Annotated in this window: 15 protein-coding genes and 1 pseudogene; 11 read left to right on the top strand and 5 right to left on the bottom strand. The window is 65.9% G+C overall.

Annotated elements, in window-relative coordinates; all coding sequences use genetic code 11:
• Nucleotide 1 precedes the first annotated feature (1 nt).
• The 4 genes and pseudogenes from J2Y55_RS26430 to J2Y55_RS26445 all read left to right on the top strand — a co-directional run.
• Nucleotides 2-403, top strand: a complete 402-nt coding sequence (locus J2Y55_RS26430; RefSeq protein WP_310159380.1) for an MAPEG family protein — start codon at nucleotides 2-4, stop codon at nucleotides 401-403.
• Between the two features lie 102 nt (nucleotides 404-505).
• Entirely contained in the window at nucleotides 506-1,903 is a 1,398-nt protein-coding gene (lpdA, locus tag J2Y55_RS26435; RefSeq protein WP_310159381.1) for a dihydrolipoyl dehydrogenase, read from the top strand.
• A 68-nt stretch (nucleotides 1,904-1,971) separates the two neighbouring features.
• Complete coding sequence (locus tag J2Y55_RS26440; protein ID WP_310159382.1) at nucleotides 1,972-2,268, top strand: nucleotidyltransferase family protein; 297 nt, start codon at nucleotides 1,972-1,974, stop codon at nucleotides 2,266-2,268.
• A 26-nt stretch (nucleotides 2,269-2,294) separates the two neighbouring features.
• A pseudogene (locus J2Y55_RS26445) lies at nucleotides 2,295-2,438 on the top strand (dihydrolipoyl dehydrogenase); the annotation flags it as partial.
• A 30-nt stretch (nucleotides 2,439-2,468) separates the two neighbouring features.
• On the opposite strand, the gene J2Y55_RS26450 reads toward J2Y55_RS26445, so the two are convergent.
• Entirely contained in the window at nucleotides 2,469-3,545 is a 1,077-nt protein-coding gene (locus J2Y55_RS26450) for a hypothetical protein (RefSeq protein WP_310159383.1), read from the bottom strand.
• A gap of 110 nt (nucleotides 3,546-3,655) precedes the next feature.
• Nucleotides 3,656-4,516 carry a bifunctional methylenetetrahydrofolate dehydrogenase/methenyltetrahydrofolate cyclohydrolase FolD gene (gene folD, locus J2Y55_RS26455; RefSeq protein ID WP_310159384.1) on the bottom strand — a complete coding sequence of 287 codons (861 nt, stop codon included), beginning with the start codon at nucleotides 4,514-4,516 and terminating at the stop codon, nucleotides 3,656-3,658.
• Between the two features lie 157 nt (nucleotides 4,517-4,673).
• On the opposite strand from folD, the gene J2Y55_RS26460 reads away from it, so the two are divergent.
• The 5 genes from J2Y55_RS26460 to J2Y55_RS26480 all read left to right on the top strand — a co-directional run bounded on the left by J2Y55_RS26460 (nucleotide 4,674) and on the right by J2Y55_RS26480 (nucleotide 9,762).
• Entirely contained in the window at nucleotides 4,674-6,005 is a 1,332-nt protein-coding gene (locus tag J2Y55_RS26460; RefSeq protein WP_310159385.1) for a cytosine deaminase, read from the top strand.
• A gap of 160 nt (nucleotides 6,006-6,165) precedes the next feature.
• Nucleotides 6,166-7,590, top strand: a complete 1,425-nt coding sequence (locus J2Y55_RS26465; protein ID WP_310159387.1) for an FAD-binding oxidoreductase — start codon at nucleotides 6,166-6,168, stop codon at nucleotides 7,588-7,590.
• A gap of 2 nt (nucleotides 7,591-7,592) precedes the next feature.
• Nucleotides 7,593-8,174 carry an NAD(P)H-dependent oxidoreductase gene (locus J2Y55_RS26470; RefSeq protein WP_310159389.1) on the top strand — a complete coding sequence of 194 codons (582 nt, stop codon included), beginning with the start codon at nucleotides 7,593-7,595 and terminating at the stop codon, nucleotides 8,172-8,174.
• A gap of 94 nt (nucleotides 8,175-8,268) precedes the next feature.
• On the top strand, nucleotides 8,269-8,751 hold the full coding sequence (locus J2Y55_RS26475; protein WP_310159392.1) for a MarR family winged helix-turn-helix transcriptional regulator: 483 nt from the start codon (nucleotides 8,269-8,271) through the stop codon (nucleotides 8,749-8,751).
• Nucleotides 8,752-8,847: 96 nt separating this feature from the next.
• Nucleotides 8,848-9,762 (top strand): DMT family transporter, encoded by a 915-nt coding sequence (locus J2Y55_RS26480; protein ID WP_310159395.1) that lies wholly within the window; start codon nucleotides 8,848-8,850, stop codon nucleotides 9,760-9,762.
• Nucleotides 9,763-9,863: 101 nt separating this feature from the next.
• On the opposite strand, the gene J2Y55_RS26485 is transcribed toward J2Y55_RS26480, so the two are convergent.
• From J2Y55_RS26485 to J2Y55_RS26495, 3 genes are all read right to left on the bottom strand, one after another.
• Nucleotides 9,864-11,849 carry a potassium transporter Kup gene (locus tag J2Y55_RS26485; RefSeq protein ID WP_310159397.1) on the bottom strand — a complete coding sequence of 662 codons (1,986 nt, stop codon included), beginning with the start codon at nucleotides 11,847-11,849 and terminating at the stop codon, nucleotides 9,864-9,866.
• Nucleotides 11,850-11,937: 88 nt separating this feature from the next.
• A complete protein-coding gene (ispG, locus tag J2Y55_RS26490) occupies nucleotides 11,938-13,212 on the bottom strand; it encodes a flavodoxin-dependent (E)-4-hydroxy-3-methylbut-2-enyl-diphosphate synthase (protein WP_310159399.1) in 1,275 nt (424 codons plus the stop codon).
• Nucleotides 13,209-13,727 carry a Fur family transcriptional regulator gene (locus J2Y55_RS26495; RefSeq protein ID WP_310159401.1) on the bottom strand — a complete coding sequence of 173 codons (519 nt, stop codon included), beginning with the start codon at nucleotides 13,725-13,727 and terminating at the stop codon, nucleotides 13,209-13,211. Before J2Y55_RS26495 ends, ispG begins: the two co-directional genes overlap by 4 nt.
• A gap of 128 nt (nucleotides 13,728-13,855) precedes the next feature.
• Between J2Y55_RS26495 and J2Y55_RS26500 the strand changes: the two genes are divergently transcribed.
• Together J2Y55_RS26500 and J2Y55_RS26505 are read left to right on the top strand one after the other, a co-directional pair.
• Nucleotides 13,856-14,641: a 3-hydroxybutyrate dehydrogenase gene (locus J2Y55_RS26500; protein WP_069688826.1), complete on the top strand. Its 786-nt coding sequence runs from the start codon at nucleotides 13,856-13,858 to the stop codon at nucleotides 14,639-14,641.
• Nucleotides 14,638-15,708: a patatin-like phospholipase family protein gene (locus J2Y55_RS26505; protein WP_310159405.1), complete on the top strand. Its 1,071-nt coding sequence runs from the start codon at nucleotides 14,638-14,640 to the stop codon at nucleotides 15,706-15,708. The genes J2Y55_RS26500 and J2Y55_RS26505 overlap by 4 nt, the downstream gene beginning before the upstream one ends.
• Nucleotides 15,709-15,755: the final 47 nt, after the last annotated feature.

The following is a 15,755-nucleotide window of genomic DNA, read 5'->3' on the forward strand; positions in this document are numbered from 1 at the left end:
CATGCGGGATGGCGCAGCGATGGCGACCCTGATCGTCGCGAGCGTCATTCTGCTGCTGCTCTATCTTGCCGTGCAGGTGAGGTCCGTCACCCGCGAACGGGGCTCGGCCTGGAACACCGGGGCGCGTGACGAGGGCAGTCGGCCTCTCGGGGTTTTCGCGGGGCGGGCCGACCGGGCCTTCCGCAACTATCTCGAAACATTCCCCGCCTTCGGGCTTCTGGCGCTGCTGCTGATCGTCTTGCAGCGCGCCGATGGAATTGGCTTCGCCGGCGGGCTGCTCTGGCTGGCGGCACGCGTGATCTACCTGCCTCTCTACCTCGCCGGTGTGCCCTATCTGCGCACCGCGGTCTGGATCGCATCCATCGTCGGGCTCCTGCTGATGGCGGTCCGTGCGGTCAGCTGAACTGGAAGGAGCCGTTGATGTCCTCCGTCACGGATAGGCTCGCGCACTGCGCGCCGCTGCTCCTTTCCCGATCCCTCGCCTGAATCCATCGAGAGAAATTAAATGTCCTACGATCTCGTCGTCATCGGAACCGGCCCCGGCGGCTATGTCTGCGCCATTCGCGCTGCCCAGCTCGGCCTCAAGGTCGCCGTGGTGGAGAAGCGCAAGACCCATGGCGGGACCTGCCTGAATGTCGGCTGCATCCCGTCCAAGGCGCTGCTGCATGCCTCGGAGATGTTCGAGGAGGCTAGCCACACCTTCCCGAGCCTCGGCGTCGTCGTCGGCACGCCCAAGCTCGATCTCAAGCAGATGCTGGTCCACAAGCAGGAGACGGTCGACGCCAACGTCAACGGCGTCGCCTTCCTGCTGAAGAAGAACAAGATCGAGCCCTTCCACGGCACGGCCTCGATCCCGGCTGCCGGCAAGGTCGTCGTCACCGCCGAGGACGGCAAGACGCAGGAGCTCGAGACCAAGGCCATCGTCATCGCGACGGGCTCGGAATCCACCAATCTTCCCGGCGTGAGCGTCGATGAGAAGGTCGTCGTGACCTCGACCGGCGCGCTCGAGCTGACCGCCGTTCCCAAGGAACTGGTCGTGGTCGGCGCCGGCGTGATCGGCCTGGAGATCGGCTCGGTCTGGAGCCGTCTCGGCGCCAAGGTCACCGTGGTCGAGTATCTCGACCGCATCCTGCCCGGCATGGATGGCGAGATCGCCAAGCAGTTCCAGCGCATCCTGGAGAAGCAGGGCTTCACCTTCCAGCTCGGCTCCAAGGTCACCAAGGTCGAGACGGCCAAGAAGGGCGCGACCGTCACCGTCGAGCCCGCCGCTGGGGGCGAGGCCAAGACGCTTTCGGCCGATATCGTGTTGGTCGCGATCGGCCGCCGCCCGAACACCGACGGGCTCGGCCTGGAAGCGGCCGGCGTTGCGACCGAGCGCGGCCGCGTCATCATCGACGATCATTTCAAGACCAATGTCGCCGGCATCTACGCCATTGGCGACGTGGTGCGCGGCCCGATGCTCGCCCATAAGGCCGAGGATGAGGGCATGGCGGTCGCCGAGATCATCGCCGGCAAGGCCGGCCATGTGAATTACGACGCGATTCCCGGCATCGTCTACACGGCTCCCGAGGTCGCCGCGATCGGCAAGACCGAGGAAGAGCTCAAGGCCGCGGGCGTTGCCTACAAGGTCGGCAAATTCCCCTTCACGGCCAATGGCCGGGCGCGCGCCATGCGCCATACTGATGGCTTCGTGAAGTTCCTGGCGGATGCCGCGAGCGACCGCGTGCTCGGCTGCCACATCATCGGCCCCCATGCCGGCGATCTGATCGCCGAGGTCACGGTGCTGATGGAGTTCGGCGGCTCGGCCGAGGATCTCGCCCGCACCTGCCATGCGCATCCGACGCTGGCCGAGGCGGTGAAGGAAGCCGCGCTCGCCGTGGACAAGCGTCAGATCCATATGTGAGCGGCGGCTCTCTTTCGAGCGCGGCTTCGGTTTTGGTTCGCGAGCCGGTCTGATGTAGGATCGGCGCCATGACACGAGAAGAGGCTGCTTTCGAACTCGCGCGTCGCGCCGACGCCCTGCGCGCCCGTGGCGCGCAAGCAGCCTTTCTCTTCGGCTCGACGGCACGTAACACGGCAACGGCCAACAGCGACATCGATCTCTTCATCGATGTCGTCCCAGGTCGAAAATTCTCGCTGATCGATCTCGCTGGGATGCGGAACTTCCTCGTCGGGGAACTCGGGGTCGAGATCGATCTCACCACACGCAAGAGCCTGCACCCCAAGCTGAGAGCGCAGATCGAGAGCGAGGCCATCCGAGTCTTCTGATGGTGAGGCGGGTGGATGTCGTTCTCGAAGAAATCCTCGAGGCGATCCGGCTGGTCGAGGAGGCCGCCTCGGCCGAGGACCTCGCCCGCACCTGTCATGCGCATCTGACGCTGGCCGAGGCGGTGAAGGAAGCCGCCCTCGCCGTGGGCAAGCGCCCTATCCATATGTGACTGGCGGGCGGCTGCCGCCGCCCGTACTGCTCAGCTTTTGGCGATTACGCGCGCAAAGCGTCGCCGTGCGTGATTGCTGGCGATCAGGGTCCGCCTGTCCTTCACCTGGATGTCGTCGGGCAGCGACAGGGGTTCGAGGCCAGCCATCCTGCGATAGGCCATCATCGCAAGGGCGAACGGAATCGCCAGCTGCAAGCCGACGACAAGCGCGAAGAAGAGCGGCAAGCTGATAGCCAGCGGGACGGCCAGTCCCGCAAGGCCGTAGTCCTTATATGACAGCTTGCCGAAGGCCTTCAGTCCCAGATGGGTCGCATAGACGATCAGCGTGACGGGGATCACGAGCAGGAGGGTCATCGTCAGGGTCGATCCGAGAACGGCGGTCAAGGCCTCCGTGTATTGCGAATAATCTGGAATCGCGATGCCCGACGGCAGGGCTTTGCCGGAAGGCGCCCGCGACCCCGCTGGGAAGCCGAAGGCGCGCAACTGCGTGAGGATCAGAAAGAACCACATCGAGATGTGGGACACCATGATGGCTGTGACGGCCGCAGCAACGGCGGCGTTGAACGAACTGCAGACCTGCATCGGGCCGTCGAAATACTCGGCGGTGGGCGTCCGGATGTGAGCGGCAAGTCCAACTGCGGCATCGCCGCCTGCCGCCATCGTCTGTGAGTGCTCTTCGACCGCGGCCTCGAGCGCTTCGAGATCATCGCCCGACGTGTCGAACCCCGCATGCCAGTGATAGAATGTGCCGACCAGCCACCCCGACACTGCAGGCAGGATCAGGGAGCGGAACACTTCGCCCGACTGAAACATCACGGAACGCGAGGCAGGATCCATAATTATGAGCAGGGCCACGGTCATCCCGATCGCGCCTGCTGCGGCATAGGCTAGGCGGTTCGAGAGACCGCTAGAACGGAATGCCACGTGAGCGATTGCGAAGATGGTGCTGAACGCAATAGCTGAGCTGAGAGCCAGCAGGACCATGCGATCCGAGTTCAGTGTCTGCGGCGAGATGCTGTAGATGCCGGTACTGGTGCAGATCCAGGCAAAGACCGCGGCGGCAAGGCCGGCATAAGTTAAACCCGGCAAGCTTGTTTGAATGCGCATAGGCTGTCTCGCAACGTTACATCGCGAACCATGCCATCATCCGATAAAAATCGCGTCAGGTCGGAAGCTCTAATTGAAGCGATCCGATTAAGCGCGACAGCCGTCTCTGCTCAGCCCCGCCTTGCCCTGAACGCCGTCAGCGTGTTGCGCAGCAGGCAGGCGATCGTCATCGGACCGACGCCGCCCGGCACCGGGGTAATCGCGCCGGCGACGCTGGCCGCTTCGGTGAAAGCGACATCGCCGACCAGCTTGCCATCGGGCGTGCGGTTGATGCCGACATCGATCACGGTCGCGCCGGGCTTGATCCAGCCGCCCCTGACGAAATGCGGCCGGCCGACCGCGGCCACGACGATATCGGCGCGGCGCACAACGGCGGCGAGGTCGCGCGTGCGCGAATGGGCGATCGTCACCGTGCAATCGGCCTGCAGCAGCAATTGCGCCACGGGGCGGCCGACAAGCTCGGAGCGGCCGATCACGACGGCCTCCAGCCCCGACAGCGTCGGCAGCGTCTGCCGCAGCAGCAGCATGCAGCCGAGCGGCGTGCAGGGCACGAGGCCGTTCTTGCCGCCGGCGAGCTTGCCGGCATTGATCGGATGCAGGCCGTCGACATCCTTGGCGGGGTCGATCGCATCGATGACCCGGCCGGTGTCGATATGCTTGGGCAGGGGCAATTGCACCAGGATGCCGTCGACCGCATCGTCGGCGTTGAGGCTGGCGATCTTGGCCAGGAGCTCGGCCTGGCTGGTCTCCGTCGGCAGGCGATGCGCGACCGAGTTCATGCCGATCTCGGCGGCGAGCTTTTCCTTCGAGGCGACATAGACACGGCTTGCCGGATCCTCGCCGACGAGCACGACATGCAGGCCGGGCGTGAGGCCACGTTCCGCCTTGATCGCCGCGACCTCGCGGCCGATCTCGCCCCGTAGCGCGGCGGCCGCCGCCTTGCCATCGATGATGCGCGCCTGATCCGGCATGGCCTGACACTCCTCGTCTCGTCCGCGAGCCGTCCTCATGCGCGATCGGCCCGGCGGCGACAAGCCCGGATGCGACGCCGTCTTGGTTGCACGCGTCATTGCAGGCCGGTATCGATCGCTGCGCAGCGATGCAAGGCCGAGCGGGAGAGACGACGACGTGACCAGCGGTTTTGCTTCCCTGCCCGGCACAGCCTCCTTTCGCCTGAGCAATGCCCGCGCGCCGCTCTGCCTCCTCGACGGCGCTTCGCTCGCCGCCGATCGCGACGGGTTGGCGAAGGTCGATATCGGCATCGAGCAGGGCCGTATCGTCTCGATCCTGCCGGCGGGAACCGAATCGCTGGAGGCAGGCGCCGGTTTCGATCTCGACGGCGGCATCGTGCTGCCCCGCCTCGTCGACTGCCATGTCCATCTCGACAAGGGCCATATCTGGCCGCGCCGACGCAATCCCGACGGCAGCTTCATGGGCGCGCTGAGCAATGTCCTGATCGACCGCGAGGCGAACTGGTCCGCGGACGACGTGCGGGCCCGGATGGAGTTCGGCCTGCGCTGCGCCTTTGCCCATGGCACGGCGGCGATGCGGACGCATCTCGATTCGCTCGGCAAGCAGATCGGCATTTCCTGGCCGATCTTCGCCGAGCTCAGGGCGGAATGGGCCGGCCGCATCGCGCTGCAGGCATCGCCGCTGTTTGGCATCCAGCTCGCGCTCGAGCCCGAGCATATGCGGGCGGTGACGGCGGCGGTGAAGACGCATGGCGACGGCGTCTTCGGCTGCGTCAGCTATATGATCCCGGAGCTCGATGCGGCGCTCGACATCGTCTTCCGCACCGCGATCGAGAACGGCTTCGACCTCGATTTCCATGTCGACGAGACCAATGACCCTGAGGCGCGTTCGCTGGAGAACATCGCGGATGCCGCGATCCGCCATGGCTTCGCGACTAAGATCCTGTGCGGGCATTGCTGTTCGCTCGCCGTGCAGCAGCCCGATGACGAGGCGCGCATCATCGCCAAGGTCAGGGAGGCGGGGATCAGCGTGGTCTCGCTGCCGATGTGCAACATGTATCTGCAGGACCGTGCGCCCGGCCGCACGCCGCGCTGGCGCGGGGTCACGGCGCTGCATGAACTGAAGGCGGCGGGCGTGCCGGTGATGATCGCCTCCGACAACACCCGCGATCCGTTCTATGCCTATGGCGACCTCGACCTGATCGAGGTGCTGCGCGAAGGCACGCGCATCCTCCAGTTCGATCACTCCGGAACCGATTGGGCGAATGCGGTGGCGCGGACGCCGGCCGCGATCATGGGCGCGACCGGCGCCGGCGTGCTCTCGCCCGGCGGAGCGGCCGACCTGATCCTGACCCGCGCCCGCGACTGGACCGAGTTCTTTGCCCGCCCCCAGACCGACCGGACCGTGCTGGTGAATGGCAAGGCGATCGACACGACGCTGCCGGACCATCGCGAGCTCGATCGTCTGATGGGGAGCGCGCATTCGTGATGCCGTGCCGTTTGTCTCTCCCGCGCCGTCATCCCGGGCCTGTCCCGGGATCCATCGTAGAGCGCAGTTCCCTACGATGGATTCCGGAGCTCCGCTTCGCTGCGTCCGGGATGACGGCGCGGGTGTTGTTTTCGGCGCAGGCCATCGGGACGAGGGCACCATGACCGCCCGCTACGACATCGCCGCCTTGAAAGCTCGCCTCGGCGGCATCCGCAGCGAGGACAACCCGGCGCTGGTGAAGCAGAGGAGCCGCGACTTCTTCTGGTATTCGCCGGTGCTGAAGCGCCAGCTCGACCATGTCACCGCCGACATCGTCGTGTCCCCGACAAGCGAGGCGCAGGTGCTGGAGGTGCTCGCAGCCGCGCATGTGCTGGGCATTCCGGTGACGCCGCGCGGCACCGGCACGGGCAATTACGGCCAGGCCATGCCGCTCTTGGGCGGCGTGCTGCTCGATCTCTCCGGCTTCAACAAGGTCAGGGCGATCGCGCCTGGCCGCTATGTCGCCGAGCCCGGTGCGATCATGGCGCGGATCGATGACGAGACCCGCAAGCATTCGCGCCAGGAACTCAGGCTCCACCCTTCGACCTACCAGACAGCCTCGATCGGCGGCTTCATCGCCGGCGGTTCGGGCGGCGTCGGCTCGATCAAATGGGGTGGATTGCGCGACTGGGGCAACATCATCGCGCTCAAGGTCGCGACGATGGAGGCCTCGCCGCGCATTCTGGAGCTGAGCGGCGAGGATCTGCACAAGGTCGCCCATGCCTATGGCACCAACGGCATCATCACTGAAGTCGAGATGCCATTGGCGCCGGCTTACGACTGGGTCGATGTCATCCTCGGCTTCGGCAGTTTGCGGGCCGCGACGGAATTCGCCAATGGGCTGGGCGAGCAGGACGGGCTGGCGCTGAAGAACCTTGCCGTCGTCGCTGCGCCGGCTCCCCATGATTATTTCCTGCGGCACAGGAAATTCCTGCCGCGCGACAGCCATCTCGTCATCGTCATGGCGGCCGATTTCGCGGTCGACTCGCTGCTCGCCTATGCCAAGCGTTTCAAGGGCGCCGAACTGCTGATGCGTTCGGACAGGCTCTCCCCGGAGGAGGCCAAGGGCCTGCCGCCCGCCTATGAGCTCGGCTGGAACCACACCACGCTCAGGGCGCTGCGCGTTGATCCCGCCATCACCTATCTCCAGGTGCTCTACCCGTTCCCGAACCAGGTCGAACTGGTCGAGGCGATCCATGCGCGCTTCGGCGATGAAGTGCTCTGCCATCTTGAATTCGTCCGCTTCGACGGCAAGATCACCTGCTTCGGGCTGCCCTTGGTGCGCTTCACCACGGAGGAGCGGCTGGAGGAGATCATGGCGATCCATGAGGCGATGGGCGCGCCGATCTTCAACCCGCATCGCTACACGCTGGAGGAGGGCGGCATGAAGCAGACCGATGAAGCCCAGCTCGCCTTTAAGCGCCAGGCCGATCCGCAAGGGCTGCTCAACCCCGGCAAGATGATCGCCTGGGAGGACCCGGCCTACGATTACGCATCAGGCAAGACTTTTCTGTTCCGCAGCCTGTCCGAAGCCGGGGTGGGCTGACGATGCGGGTGCTCGTGCTCTATGCCCATCCCGATCCCGAGAGCTATGGCGCGGCGCTGCACGAGGCCGTGGTGACGAGCCTGAAGCGTGCTGGGCACGAGGTCGACGACTGCGATCTCCATGCCGAGGGTTTTGACGCCGTGCTGAGCCGGGCCGAGCGCGTGGGCTATCACGACCTCGCCAGCAACACGCGTCCCGTTGCCGGCTATGTCGAGCGGTTGCAGAGAGCCGAGGCGCTGGTGCTGTGCTTTCCGGTGTGGAATTTCGGCTACCCGGCGATCCTGAAGGGGTTCTTCGACAGGGTCTTCCTGCCCGGCGTCTCGTTCAAGCTGGTCGACGGCAAGGTCAGGCCCAATCTCTGGAACATCCGCAAGCTCGCTGCGGTGACGACCTATGGCGGCACGCGCTGGCGCGCGCTGTTGATGGGGGATCCGCCGCGCAAGGCGGTCAACCGGGTGCTGCGCGCGGTCTGCCACCCCGGGGCGCGGCCGCGCTACCTTGCGCATTACGACATGAACCGCGCGACGCCGGAGAGCCGTAAGGCATTTTTAGACCGGGTTCGTGCTAATATCCTCCGGCTGTGAAGCATCTGTCTCACCGACGTCATCAGCGTGTCACGATCGCAGGCGATCTGAGAGCCGGCGAACGATCGCCGAAACCATTAGCAAGGACCGGCTCATGACCAAGTCGCTGGAGAAGAGCGTCGGCCGTGCCCTGCTCGTGACCGCGCGGCTGCATCGCGCGCGGATGGGCGAGCGGCTCAACGCACTTGGCCTGTTCCCGGGCCAGGAGCAGGCGCTGAAGGCGCTGATGCCCGCGCCGATGACGATGGGGGAGCTTGCGACCCTGCTCCGGGTCAAGCCGCCGACGGTTTCCAAGACGATCGGACGGCTTTCATTGCAGGGCCTCGTCACGCGCGAAGGCGGCAGCCGCGACGGACGCCTCGTCCAGGTCGCGCTGACTGAACTCGGCCAGAAGACCGCCGGGACGCTGGATGCGGTCTGGAACCAGGTCGAGGACGAGTTGCTCGAACGTTTGGACGCGAAGGAGCGCAAGCAGCTGCGCAAGCTTCTCCGCAAAGCCGCCAAAGGATTGTCGAAAGCCGGCGTCGAGATCGAGGATGGCGATGTCGATGGCGACGAGGCCGACAGCGACGGCTGATACGCGCATGGATTGCATGCAGCCATCGACTGGCCTGAGGTTGTAAAACGGTTAAATCTGCCCCTGGCATTCTGCCAGCGCATGACGGAACCTTTCTTGGCCGCCCATCCCCACACTCCGGAAACCAGCCGCACGCGGCTGGCCGCGATCGCGCTGATGTGTGGGGCCGTGCTGTGCTTCGCCATGCTCGATGCCAGCGCGAAATGGCTGTCGGCCTCGATGGATCCGGTGCAGGTGGTGTTCGCCCGCTATGTCGGCAGCATGGCGCTGGTCTGCCTGCTGCTCAATCCGTGGAGCCGTCCCGGCATCCTGCGGACGCAACGACCCTGGCTCCAGGCGGTCCGCTCGCTGCTGCTGCTGGGCTCGACGATGCTGAACTTCATCGCGGTCAAATATCTCCAGCTCGCCGAAACCGTCTCGATCATGTTCGCGGGGCCGCTCCTGGTGGCGCTGGTCTCCGGTCCGCTCCTGGGGGAATGGCCGGGCCCGCGCCGGCTTATCGCCATCGGCGTCGGTTTTCTCGGCGTGCTGGTGATCACCCGGCCGGGCTTCGGCGGGATGCATCCTGCCGCCCTGCTCAGCGTGCTCGGCTGCGTCTGCTATTCGTTCTATTCGCTGGCGACGCGCAAGCTTGCCGCCTTCGACCCGCCGGAGACGACGATGGTCTATTCGGGCGTCGCCGGCACGCTTGCCATGCTACCCTTGATCCCGTTCTTCTGGACGGTGCCGCAAAGCCCGCTGGTCTGGTTGCTGATGTTCGCGACCGGGGTGCTCGGCGGCTTCGGCCATTGGCTCCTGATCCTCGCGCATCGGCTTGCGCCGGCGACGGTGCTTGCGCCCTTCATCTATTCGCAGATCGTCTGGATGATCGCGCTCGGCTGGTTCGCCTTCGGCCAGTGGCCGGACCGCTGGACCTTCATCGGCGCGAGCATCGTCATCGCCTCGGGGCTGTACCTGCTCTATCGCGAGCGGGTCAGGCATGTGCCCGAGGGCTCGGCGCGGCTGGATTGAAGCCTGCCTGCTTTCCGACCCTCTACCCCTCAGCCCTCATGGAGACGCGGCCCGATGGCCGCTCCTCAGGATGAGGGCTGAGAGGGGGAGATGCGCAGTCCTCAGACCGAGACCTGCGTGCCGACCTCGACGACGCGGCCGGTCGGGATCTGGAAGAAGCTCGTGGCGTCGGTCGCGCTCTTGGTCAGGCTGATGAAGAGCTTGTCCTGCCAGATCGGCATGCCCGATTGCGGCGAGGCCTTGATCGAGCGGCGCGACAGGAAGAACGAGGTCGACATGATGTCGAACTTGAAGCCCTGCTTGCGCAGCACGGCGAGCCCCTTGGGGATATTGGGGCTCTCCATATAGCCGTAGACCATCTCGACCCGCCAGAAATCGTCGGTGATCCGCGAGAGCCTGACGCGCTCCTCCTCGGCGACGCGCGGCGTGTCGGCCGAGCGCACGGTCAGGATCACATTGCGCTCATGCAGCACCTTGTTGTGCTTGAGATTGTGCAGCAGCGAGGCGGGCGCCGTCTCGGGATCGCTGGTCAGGAACACCGCCATGCCCTTGACGCGGACGGGCGGGCTTTTCGACAGCATGCCGACAAGTTCGAGCAGCGGCACGTCGGTCTTGCGCGTCTTGTCGAACAGGATCTTGGTGCCGCGCACCCAGGTCCACATCAGCACGACCAGGAAGATCGCCAGCAGCACCGGCATGTAGCCGCCGCTGAACAGCTTCAGCATGTTGGCGGAGAAGAAGGCGACGTCGATGACCAGGAACGGCAGGATCAGCGCCACCGTCGCCGGCAGGCTCCAGCCCCAGCCGCGGCGGATCACGATGAAGGCGAGCAGGGAGCTCACCACCATGGTGCCGAACACGGCGATGCCATAGGCGTGCGAGAGGTTGGACGAGGTCCGGAAAGCGAAGACCAGGATCAGCACGACGACAAGCAGCATCCAGTTGATGCGCGGGATGTAGATCTGCCCGGAGGTGTGCTCGGAGGTGTGCCTGATCTCGAGCCGGGGCAACAGCCCGAGCTGGATCGCCTGGCGCGTCAGGGAGAAGGCTCCGGTGATCACCGCCTGGCTCGCGATGATCGTGGCGATGGTCGCCAGGATGACGAGCGGCAGGATGAAGCCTTCCGGCGCCAGCCGGTAGAACGGATTGTCGATCGCGCTCGGGTCCGAGAGGATCAGCGCGCCCTGGCCGAGATAGTTCAGCCAGAGCGAGGGGAAGACCACATAGGTCCAGGCGCTGCGGATCGGGCCGCGGCCGAAATGGCCCATATCGGCGTAGAGCGCCTCCGCGCCCGTCACGGCCAGGCAGACCGAGCCGAGCACTGCGAGAGAGACGGCCGGGTGGTCGATGAAGAAGCGCAGGCCGTAATAGGGGTTGATCGAGGAGAGGATGCTGAGATCGTCGGCGATGTGGTAGATGCCGAGCCCGCCCAGCGCCAGGAACCAGACCAGCATGACCGGCCCGAAGAAGGTCGCGACCTTCTCGGTGCCGCCGCTCTGGACGATGAACAGCGCGACCAGGATCACCGAGGCGATGGTGAGCACGTAGTCGTCCAGCGCCGATGTCACCAGCTTGATGCCCTCCACGGCCGAGAGCACCGAGATCGCCGGCGTGATGACTGCGTCGCCATAGAACAAGGCCGCACCGGCCATGCCGAGGAACAGGACGACGCCGCCGCGCGCCCGGCCGAGGCCGCGCTGCGCCAGGGCGACCAGGGTCAGGATACCGCCCTCGCCGTTGTTGTCCGCCCGCATCAGGAGCAGCACGTATTTCAGCGAGACGACGACGACCAGCGACCACAGGATCAGCGAGAGCACGCCGATGACGATGTCGCGCGGCACCGGGGTGGCGAGCGCGACGCCGGTCACGGCGCCATGGGCGGCGGTTGCCGCCAGGACGGTCTCGCGCAGCGCGTAGAGCGGGCTCGTACCGATATCGCCATAGACGACGCCGAGCGCGCCAAGCGCGAGCGTGGTGTAGCTGCTGGTCGAGTGCGCCTGCTTGCTTGCGCTGCCATGACCATCATCGAGGCCGAAACGGGAATCCTCCGGCCGCGTGGTCGGGGGATTCGGCTGATCATGCCCCATCAGGGATCTCCGCGCGCGCTGCGGTGCAGCGAAAGGCCGGGGCGTCTAACACAGGCAGGCCGGCGCGCAAAGGCGTGCCGGTTCGATCTTACTGCGCCGCATCGCCCAGCCCACCATAACGCCGCGCGATATAGCCATCGACCATCGTCTTGAATTCGGCGGCGATGGACGGGCCGCGCAGGGTCGTGACCTTGCGGCCGTCGACGAAAACCGGAGCGACCGGCGCCTCGCCCGTGCCCGGCAGCGAGATGCCGATATCGGCATGCTTGGACTCGCCGGGGCCGTTGACGATGCAACCCATCACCGCGACGTTCAGCGTCTCGACACCGGGATAGCGCGTCTTCCATTCCGGCATGGAGCTTGAGATCCAGCTCTGGATATCCCGCGCCAGCTCCTGAAACACAGTCGAGGTGGTGCGGCCGCAGCCGGGGCAGGCCGCCACCAGCGGCACGAAGGCGCGGAAGCCCATGGTCTGGAGCAGTTCCTGCGCGGCCTTGACCTCGAGCGTGCGGTCGCCGCCGGGCTCAGGCGTCAGCGAGAAGCGGATCGTGTCGCCGATGCCCTCCTGCAGCAGGATGCCGAGCGCGGCCGAGGAGGCGACGAGGCCCTTCGAGCCCATGCCGGCTTCGGTGAGGCCGAGATGGATGGCGTAGTCGGCCCGGTTGGCCAGCATGCGGTAGACCGCGATCAGGTCCTGCACGCCCGAGACCTTGGCCGAAAGGATGATACGGTCGCGACCCAATCCGATCTCCTCGGCGCGTTGCGCAGAGAGGAGGGCGGACTGCACCATCGCTTCGCGCATCACGGCGCGGGCATCGAGCGGGGTGGCCGAGACGGCGTTCTCGTCCATCAGGACGGTCAGCAATTCCTGGTCGAGCGAGCCCCAGTTCGCGCCGATGCGCACGGCCTTGCCATGTTTGATCGCGAGCTCGACGATCTGGCCGAACTGCCGGTCCTTCTTGTCCTTGAAGCCGACATTGCCGGGGTTGATGCGGTACTTCGCCAGCGCCTCGGCGCAGGCGGGATGGTCGCTCAGCAGCTTGTGGCCGATATAGTGGAAATCGCCGACGAGCGGCACGTCGATGCCGATGCGGTCGAGCCGCTCACGAATATGCGGGACGGCGGCGGCGGCCTCGTCGCGGTCGACCGTGATGCGGACGAGTTCCGAACCCTGCCGGGCGAGCGCCGCGACCTGCGCGATCGTGCCCGCGATATCGGCGGTGTCGGTGTTGGTCATCGATTGCACGACGATCGGCGCCCCGCCGCCGACGGTGACGGAGCCGACCTGGACCGACACGGTCAGCCGGCGCGGCTGCGGTCCGGCCTGATCGGGAAGGCAGGGAGGCGACACGCGCTCGTTCATGCTTGAACGCTCCGGCAATGCTCGCAGCGGCCGACGATCTCGACCACCTGATGCGAGGGGGAAAACTGTCGCGTCTGCGCGATCGCCGCCACGGCCTTCTTCATGGCGGGCGACGAATCCTCGTCGACGCCGCCGCAGGCTTCGCAGATCAGGAAGGCGACGACCTCGTCGGCGCCATGGCCGTGCAGGCAGGCGATATAGGCGTTGCGCGAGGAGAGTCGGTGGACGAAGCCCTGCTCGACCAGAAAATCGAGCGCGCGATAGATCGAGATCGGCGCGAGACGACGCCCGCCGGCCGGCGAGATGCGATCGGCCAGGTCATAGGCCCCGACGGGGCGGTGGTCGGCATGCAGCGCCTCCAGCGCCTTGCGGCGGATCGGCGTCAGCCTGAGACCGCGCTCGCGGCAGAGATGCTCGGCCCGGGCCAGGGCCTGGGCCGCGTGATTGCGATGGTCATGCGCATGCCGGCAGATTGCATCGTCAGCGCCGTCATGATCGTGTGCGTGTGGCTGCATTTTGGTCATGTTGCGTTGCAATAGGTCATCAGGCGCCGCGCCGCGACCCTTTTCCGGTCACTGACATATCGCCCGCTCGGCACCGAACCTAAGCATTTCTATCCTCAATGTCAGGAGCCTTGACGTTCATGTTCCTCAAAGACCGCTGCGCCGTGATTACCGGCTCGACCTCCGGCATCGGCCTCGCCTATGCCCATGCGCTCGCCAAGGAAGGCGCGAATCTCGTCATCAACGGCATCCTGCCCGCTGACGATGCCGAAAAGCTCCGTTCCGGGCTCGAAAGCGAGTTCGGCGTCAAGGCGTTGTTCTCGCCCGCCGACATGACCAAGCCCGACCAGATCGCCGGCATGATCGCCCAGGCCGAAGCCGCTTTTGGGGCGGTCGACATCCTCGTCAACAATGCCGGCATCCAGCATGTCGCCCCGATCGAGGAATTCCCGATCGCGACCTGGGACATGATCATCGCGATCAACCTGACCTCGGCCTTCCATACCACGCGCGCAGCGCTGCCGAAGATGAAGGCGAAGGGCTGGGGCCGGATCATCAACACGGCCTCGGCGCACGCCTTCGTCGCCTCGCCCTTCAAATCGGCCTATGTCTCGGCCAAGCACGGCATCGCCGGCCTGACCAAGACGGTGGCACTGGAAGTCGCAACCAACGGCATCACCGTGAACGCGATCGCGCCCGGCTATGTCTGGACGCCGCTGGTCGAGAAGCAGATCCCCGACACGATGAAGGCGCGCAACATGACCAAGGAGCAGGTCATCAACGACGTGCTGCTGACGGCCCAACCGACCAAGGAGTTCGTCACGGTCGAGCAGGTCGCGGCGCTCGCGGTCTTCCTGTGCACGGATGCGGCAAAGTCGATCACCGGCACGATCTTGCCGATGGATGGCGGCTGGACCGCGGCGTGACCGGTCGGCGCAGGCGCAGTTCGGCGCGGGTCAAGGGGCTCGCCGGCCCCAAGGCCGAGAAGACCGTCTCGCTGGCGCTCCAGGGCGGAGGCGCGCATGGCGCCTTCACCTGGGGCGTGCTCGACGCGATCCTGGAGGATGGGCGGCTGGCGATCGAGGCGCTGTCGGGCACCAGCGCCGGCGCTATGAATGCCGTCGTGCTGAGCGAGGGCTGGCTCGAAGGCGGCGCGGAAGGCGCGCGCGCCAAGCTCGAAAGCTTCTGGCGGGCGATCAGCGTCGACGGCAAATATGGCGGCTCGGAGCGCTCGCTGATCGACACCATGCTCGGTGCCTGGGGCAACAGCGGCACGCCGCCGGGCCTGATCTGGTTCGAGATGTTCTCGAAGGTCGCGAGCCCCTACGACGTCAACCCGCTCAACATCAACCCGCTGCGTGGCGTCATCGCCGACCTGATCGATTTCGAGAAGGTGCGCGCCAGCCAGGACGTCAAGCTCTTCATCGCCGCGACCAATGTCCGCACCGGCAAGATCAAGGTCTTCAACGGTGATGAATTGAGCCCCGACCATCTGATGGCCTCGGCCTGCCTGCCGATGCTGTTCCAGGCCGTAGAGATCGCAGGCGAGGCCTATTGGGACGGTGGCTATATGGGCAATCCGGCGCTGTTCCCGCTGTTCTACGAGGCCCATTGCGACGACATCATGCTGGTGCAGATCAACCCGCTGCAGCGCAAGGAACTGCCCACCAATGCCCGCGCGATCCAGGACCGGCTGAACGAGATCACCTTCAACGCCTCGCTCCTGCGCGAATTGCGCGCGATCGAGTTCGTCAACAAGCTCGTCGACAGCGGCAAACTGCCGACCGACGAGTACAAGCGCGTGCTGATGCACCGGATCGATGGCGGGCCGCCCTTGGCGCAGCTGACCTCGTCGTCGCGGATGAATGCGGATTGGGACTTCCTGCTGCGCCTGCGCGACATGGGGCGGGCGGCGGCCAAGCGCTGGCTCAAGCGCAATTACGAGGCGATCGGCAAGGCCGGCACGCTCGACCTCAAGGAGGCGATCTCTTAATCCTGCCGGCCGTCATGGCGAGCACCCGGGTCTTGCGAAAGCCTGGC

Source organism: Allobosea sp. BE125 (assembly GCF_031456075.1).
Classification (GTDB): Bacteria; Pseudomonadota; Alphaproteobacteria; order Rhizobiales; family Beijerinckiaceae; genus Allobosea.

Excerpts from the sequence above, each read along its gene's own strand:
- J2Y55_RS26430 (WP_310159380.1), top strand. The coding sequence starts at position 2 with ATGCGGGATGGCGCAGCGATGGCGACCCTGATCGTCGCGAGCGTCATT.
- lpdA (WP_310159381.1), top strand. The coding sequence starts at position 506 with ATGTCCTACGATCTCGTCGTCATCGGAACCGGCCCCGGCGGCTATGTC.
- J2Y55_RS26440 (WP_310159382.1), top strand. The coding sequence starts at position 1,972 with ATGACACGAGAAGAGGCTGCTTTCGAACTCGCGCGTCGCGCCGACGCC.
- J2Y55_RS26450 (WP_310159383.1), bottom strand. The coding sequence starts at position 3,545 with ATGCGCATTCAAACAAGCTTGCCGGGTTTAACTTATGCCGGCCTTGCC.
- folD (WP_310159384.1), bottom strand. The coding sequence starts at position 4,516 with ATGCCGGATCAGGCGCGCATCATCGATGGCAAGGCGGCGGCCGCCGCG.
- J2Y55_RS26465 (WP_310159387.1), top strand. The coding sequence starts at position 6,166 with ATGACCGCCCGCTACGACATCGCCGCCTTGAAAGCTCGCCTCGGCGGC.
- J2Y55_RS26470 (WP_310159389.1), top strand. The coding sequence starts at position 7,593 with ATGCGGGTGCTCGTGCTCTATGCCCATCCCGATCCCGAGAGCTATGGC.
- J2Y55_RS26475 (WP_310159392.1), top strand. The coding sequence starts at position 8,269 with ATGACCAAGTCGCTGGAGAAGAGCGTCGGCCGTGCCCTGCTCGTGACC.
- J2Y55_RS26485 (WP_310159397.1), bottom strand. The coding sequence starts at position 11,849 with ATGGGGCATGATCAGCCGAATCCCCCGACCACGCGGCCGGAGGATTCC.
- ispG (WP_310159399.1), bottom strand. The coding sequence starts at position 13,212 with ATGAACGAGCGCGTGTCGCCTCCCTGCCTTCCCGATCAGGCCGGACCG.
- J2Y55_RS26495 (WP_310159401.1), bottom strand. The coding sequence starts at position 13,727 with ATGCAGCCACACGCACACGATCATGACGGCGCTGACGATGCAATCTGC.
- J2Y55_RS26500 (WP_069688826.1), top strand. The coding sequence starts at position 13,856 with ATGTTCCTCAAAGACCGCTGCGCCGTGATTACCGGCTCGACCTCCGGC.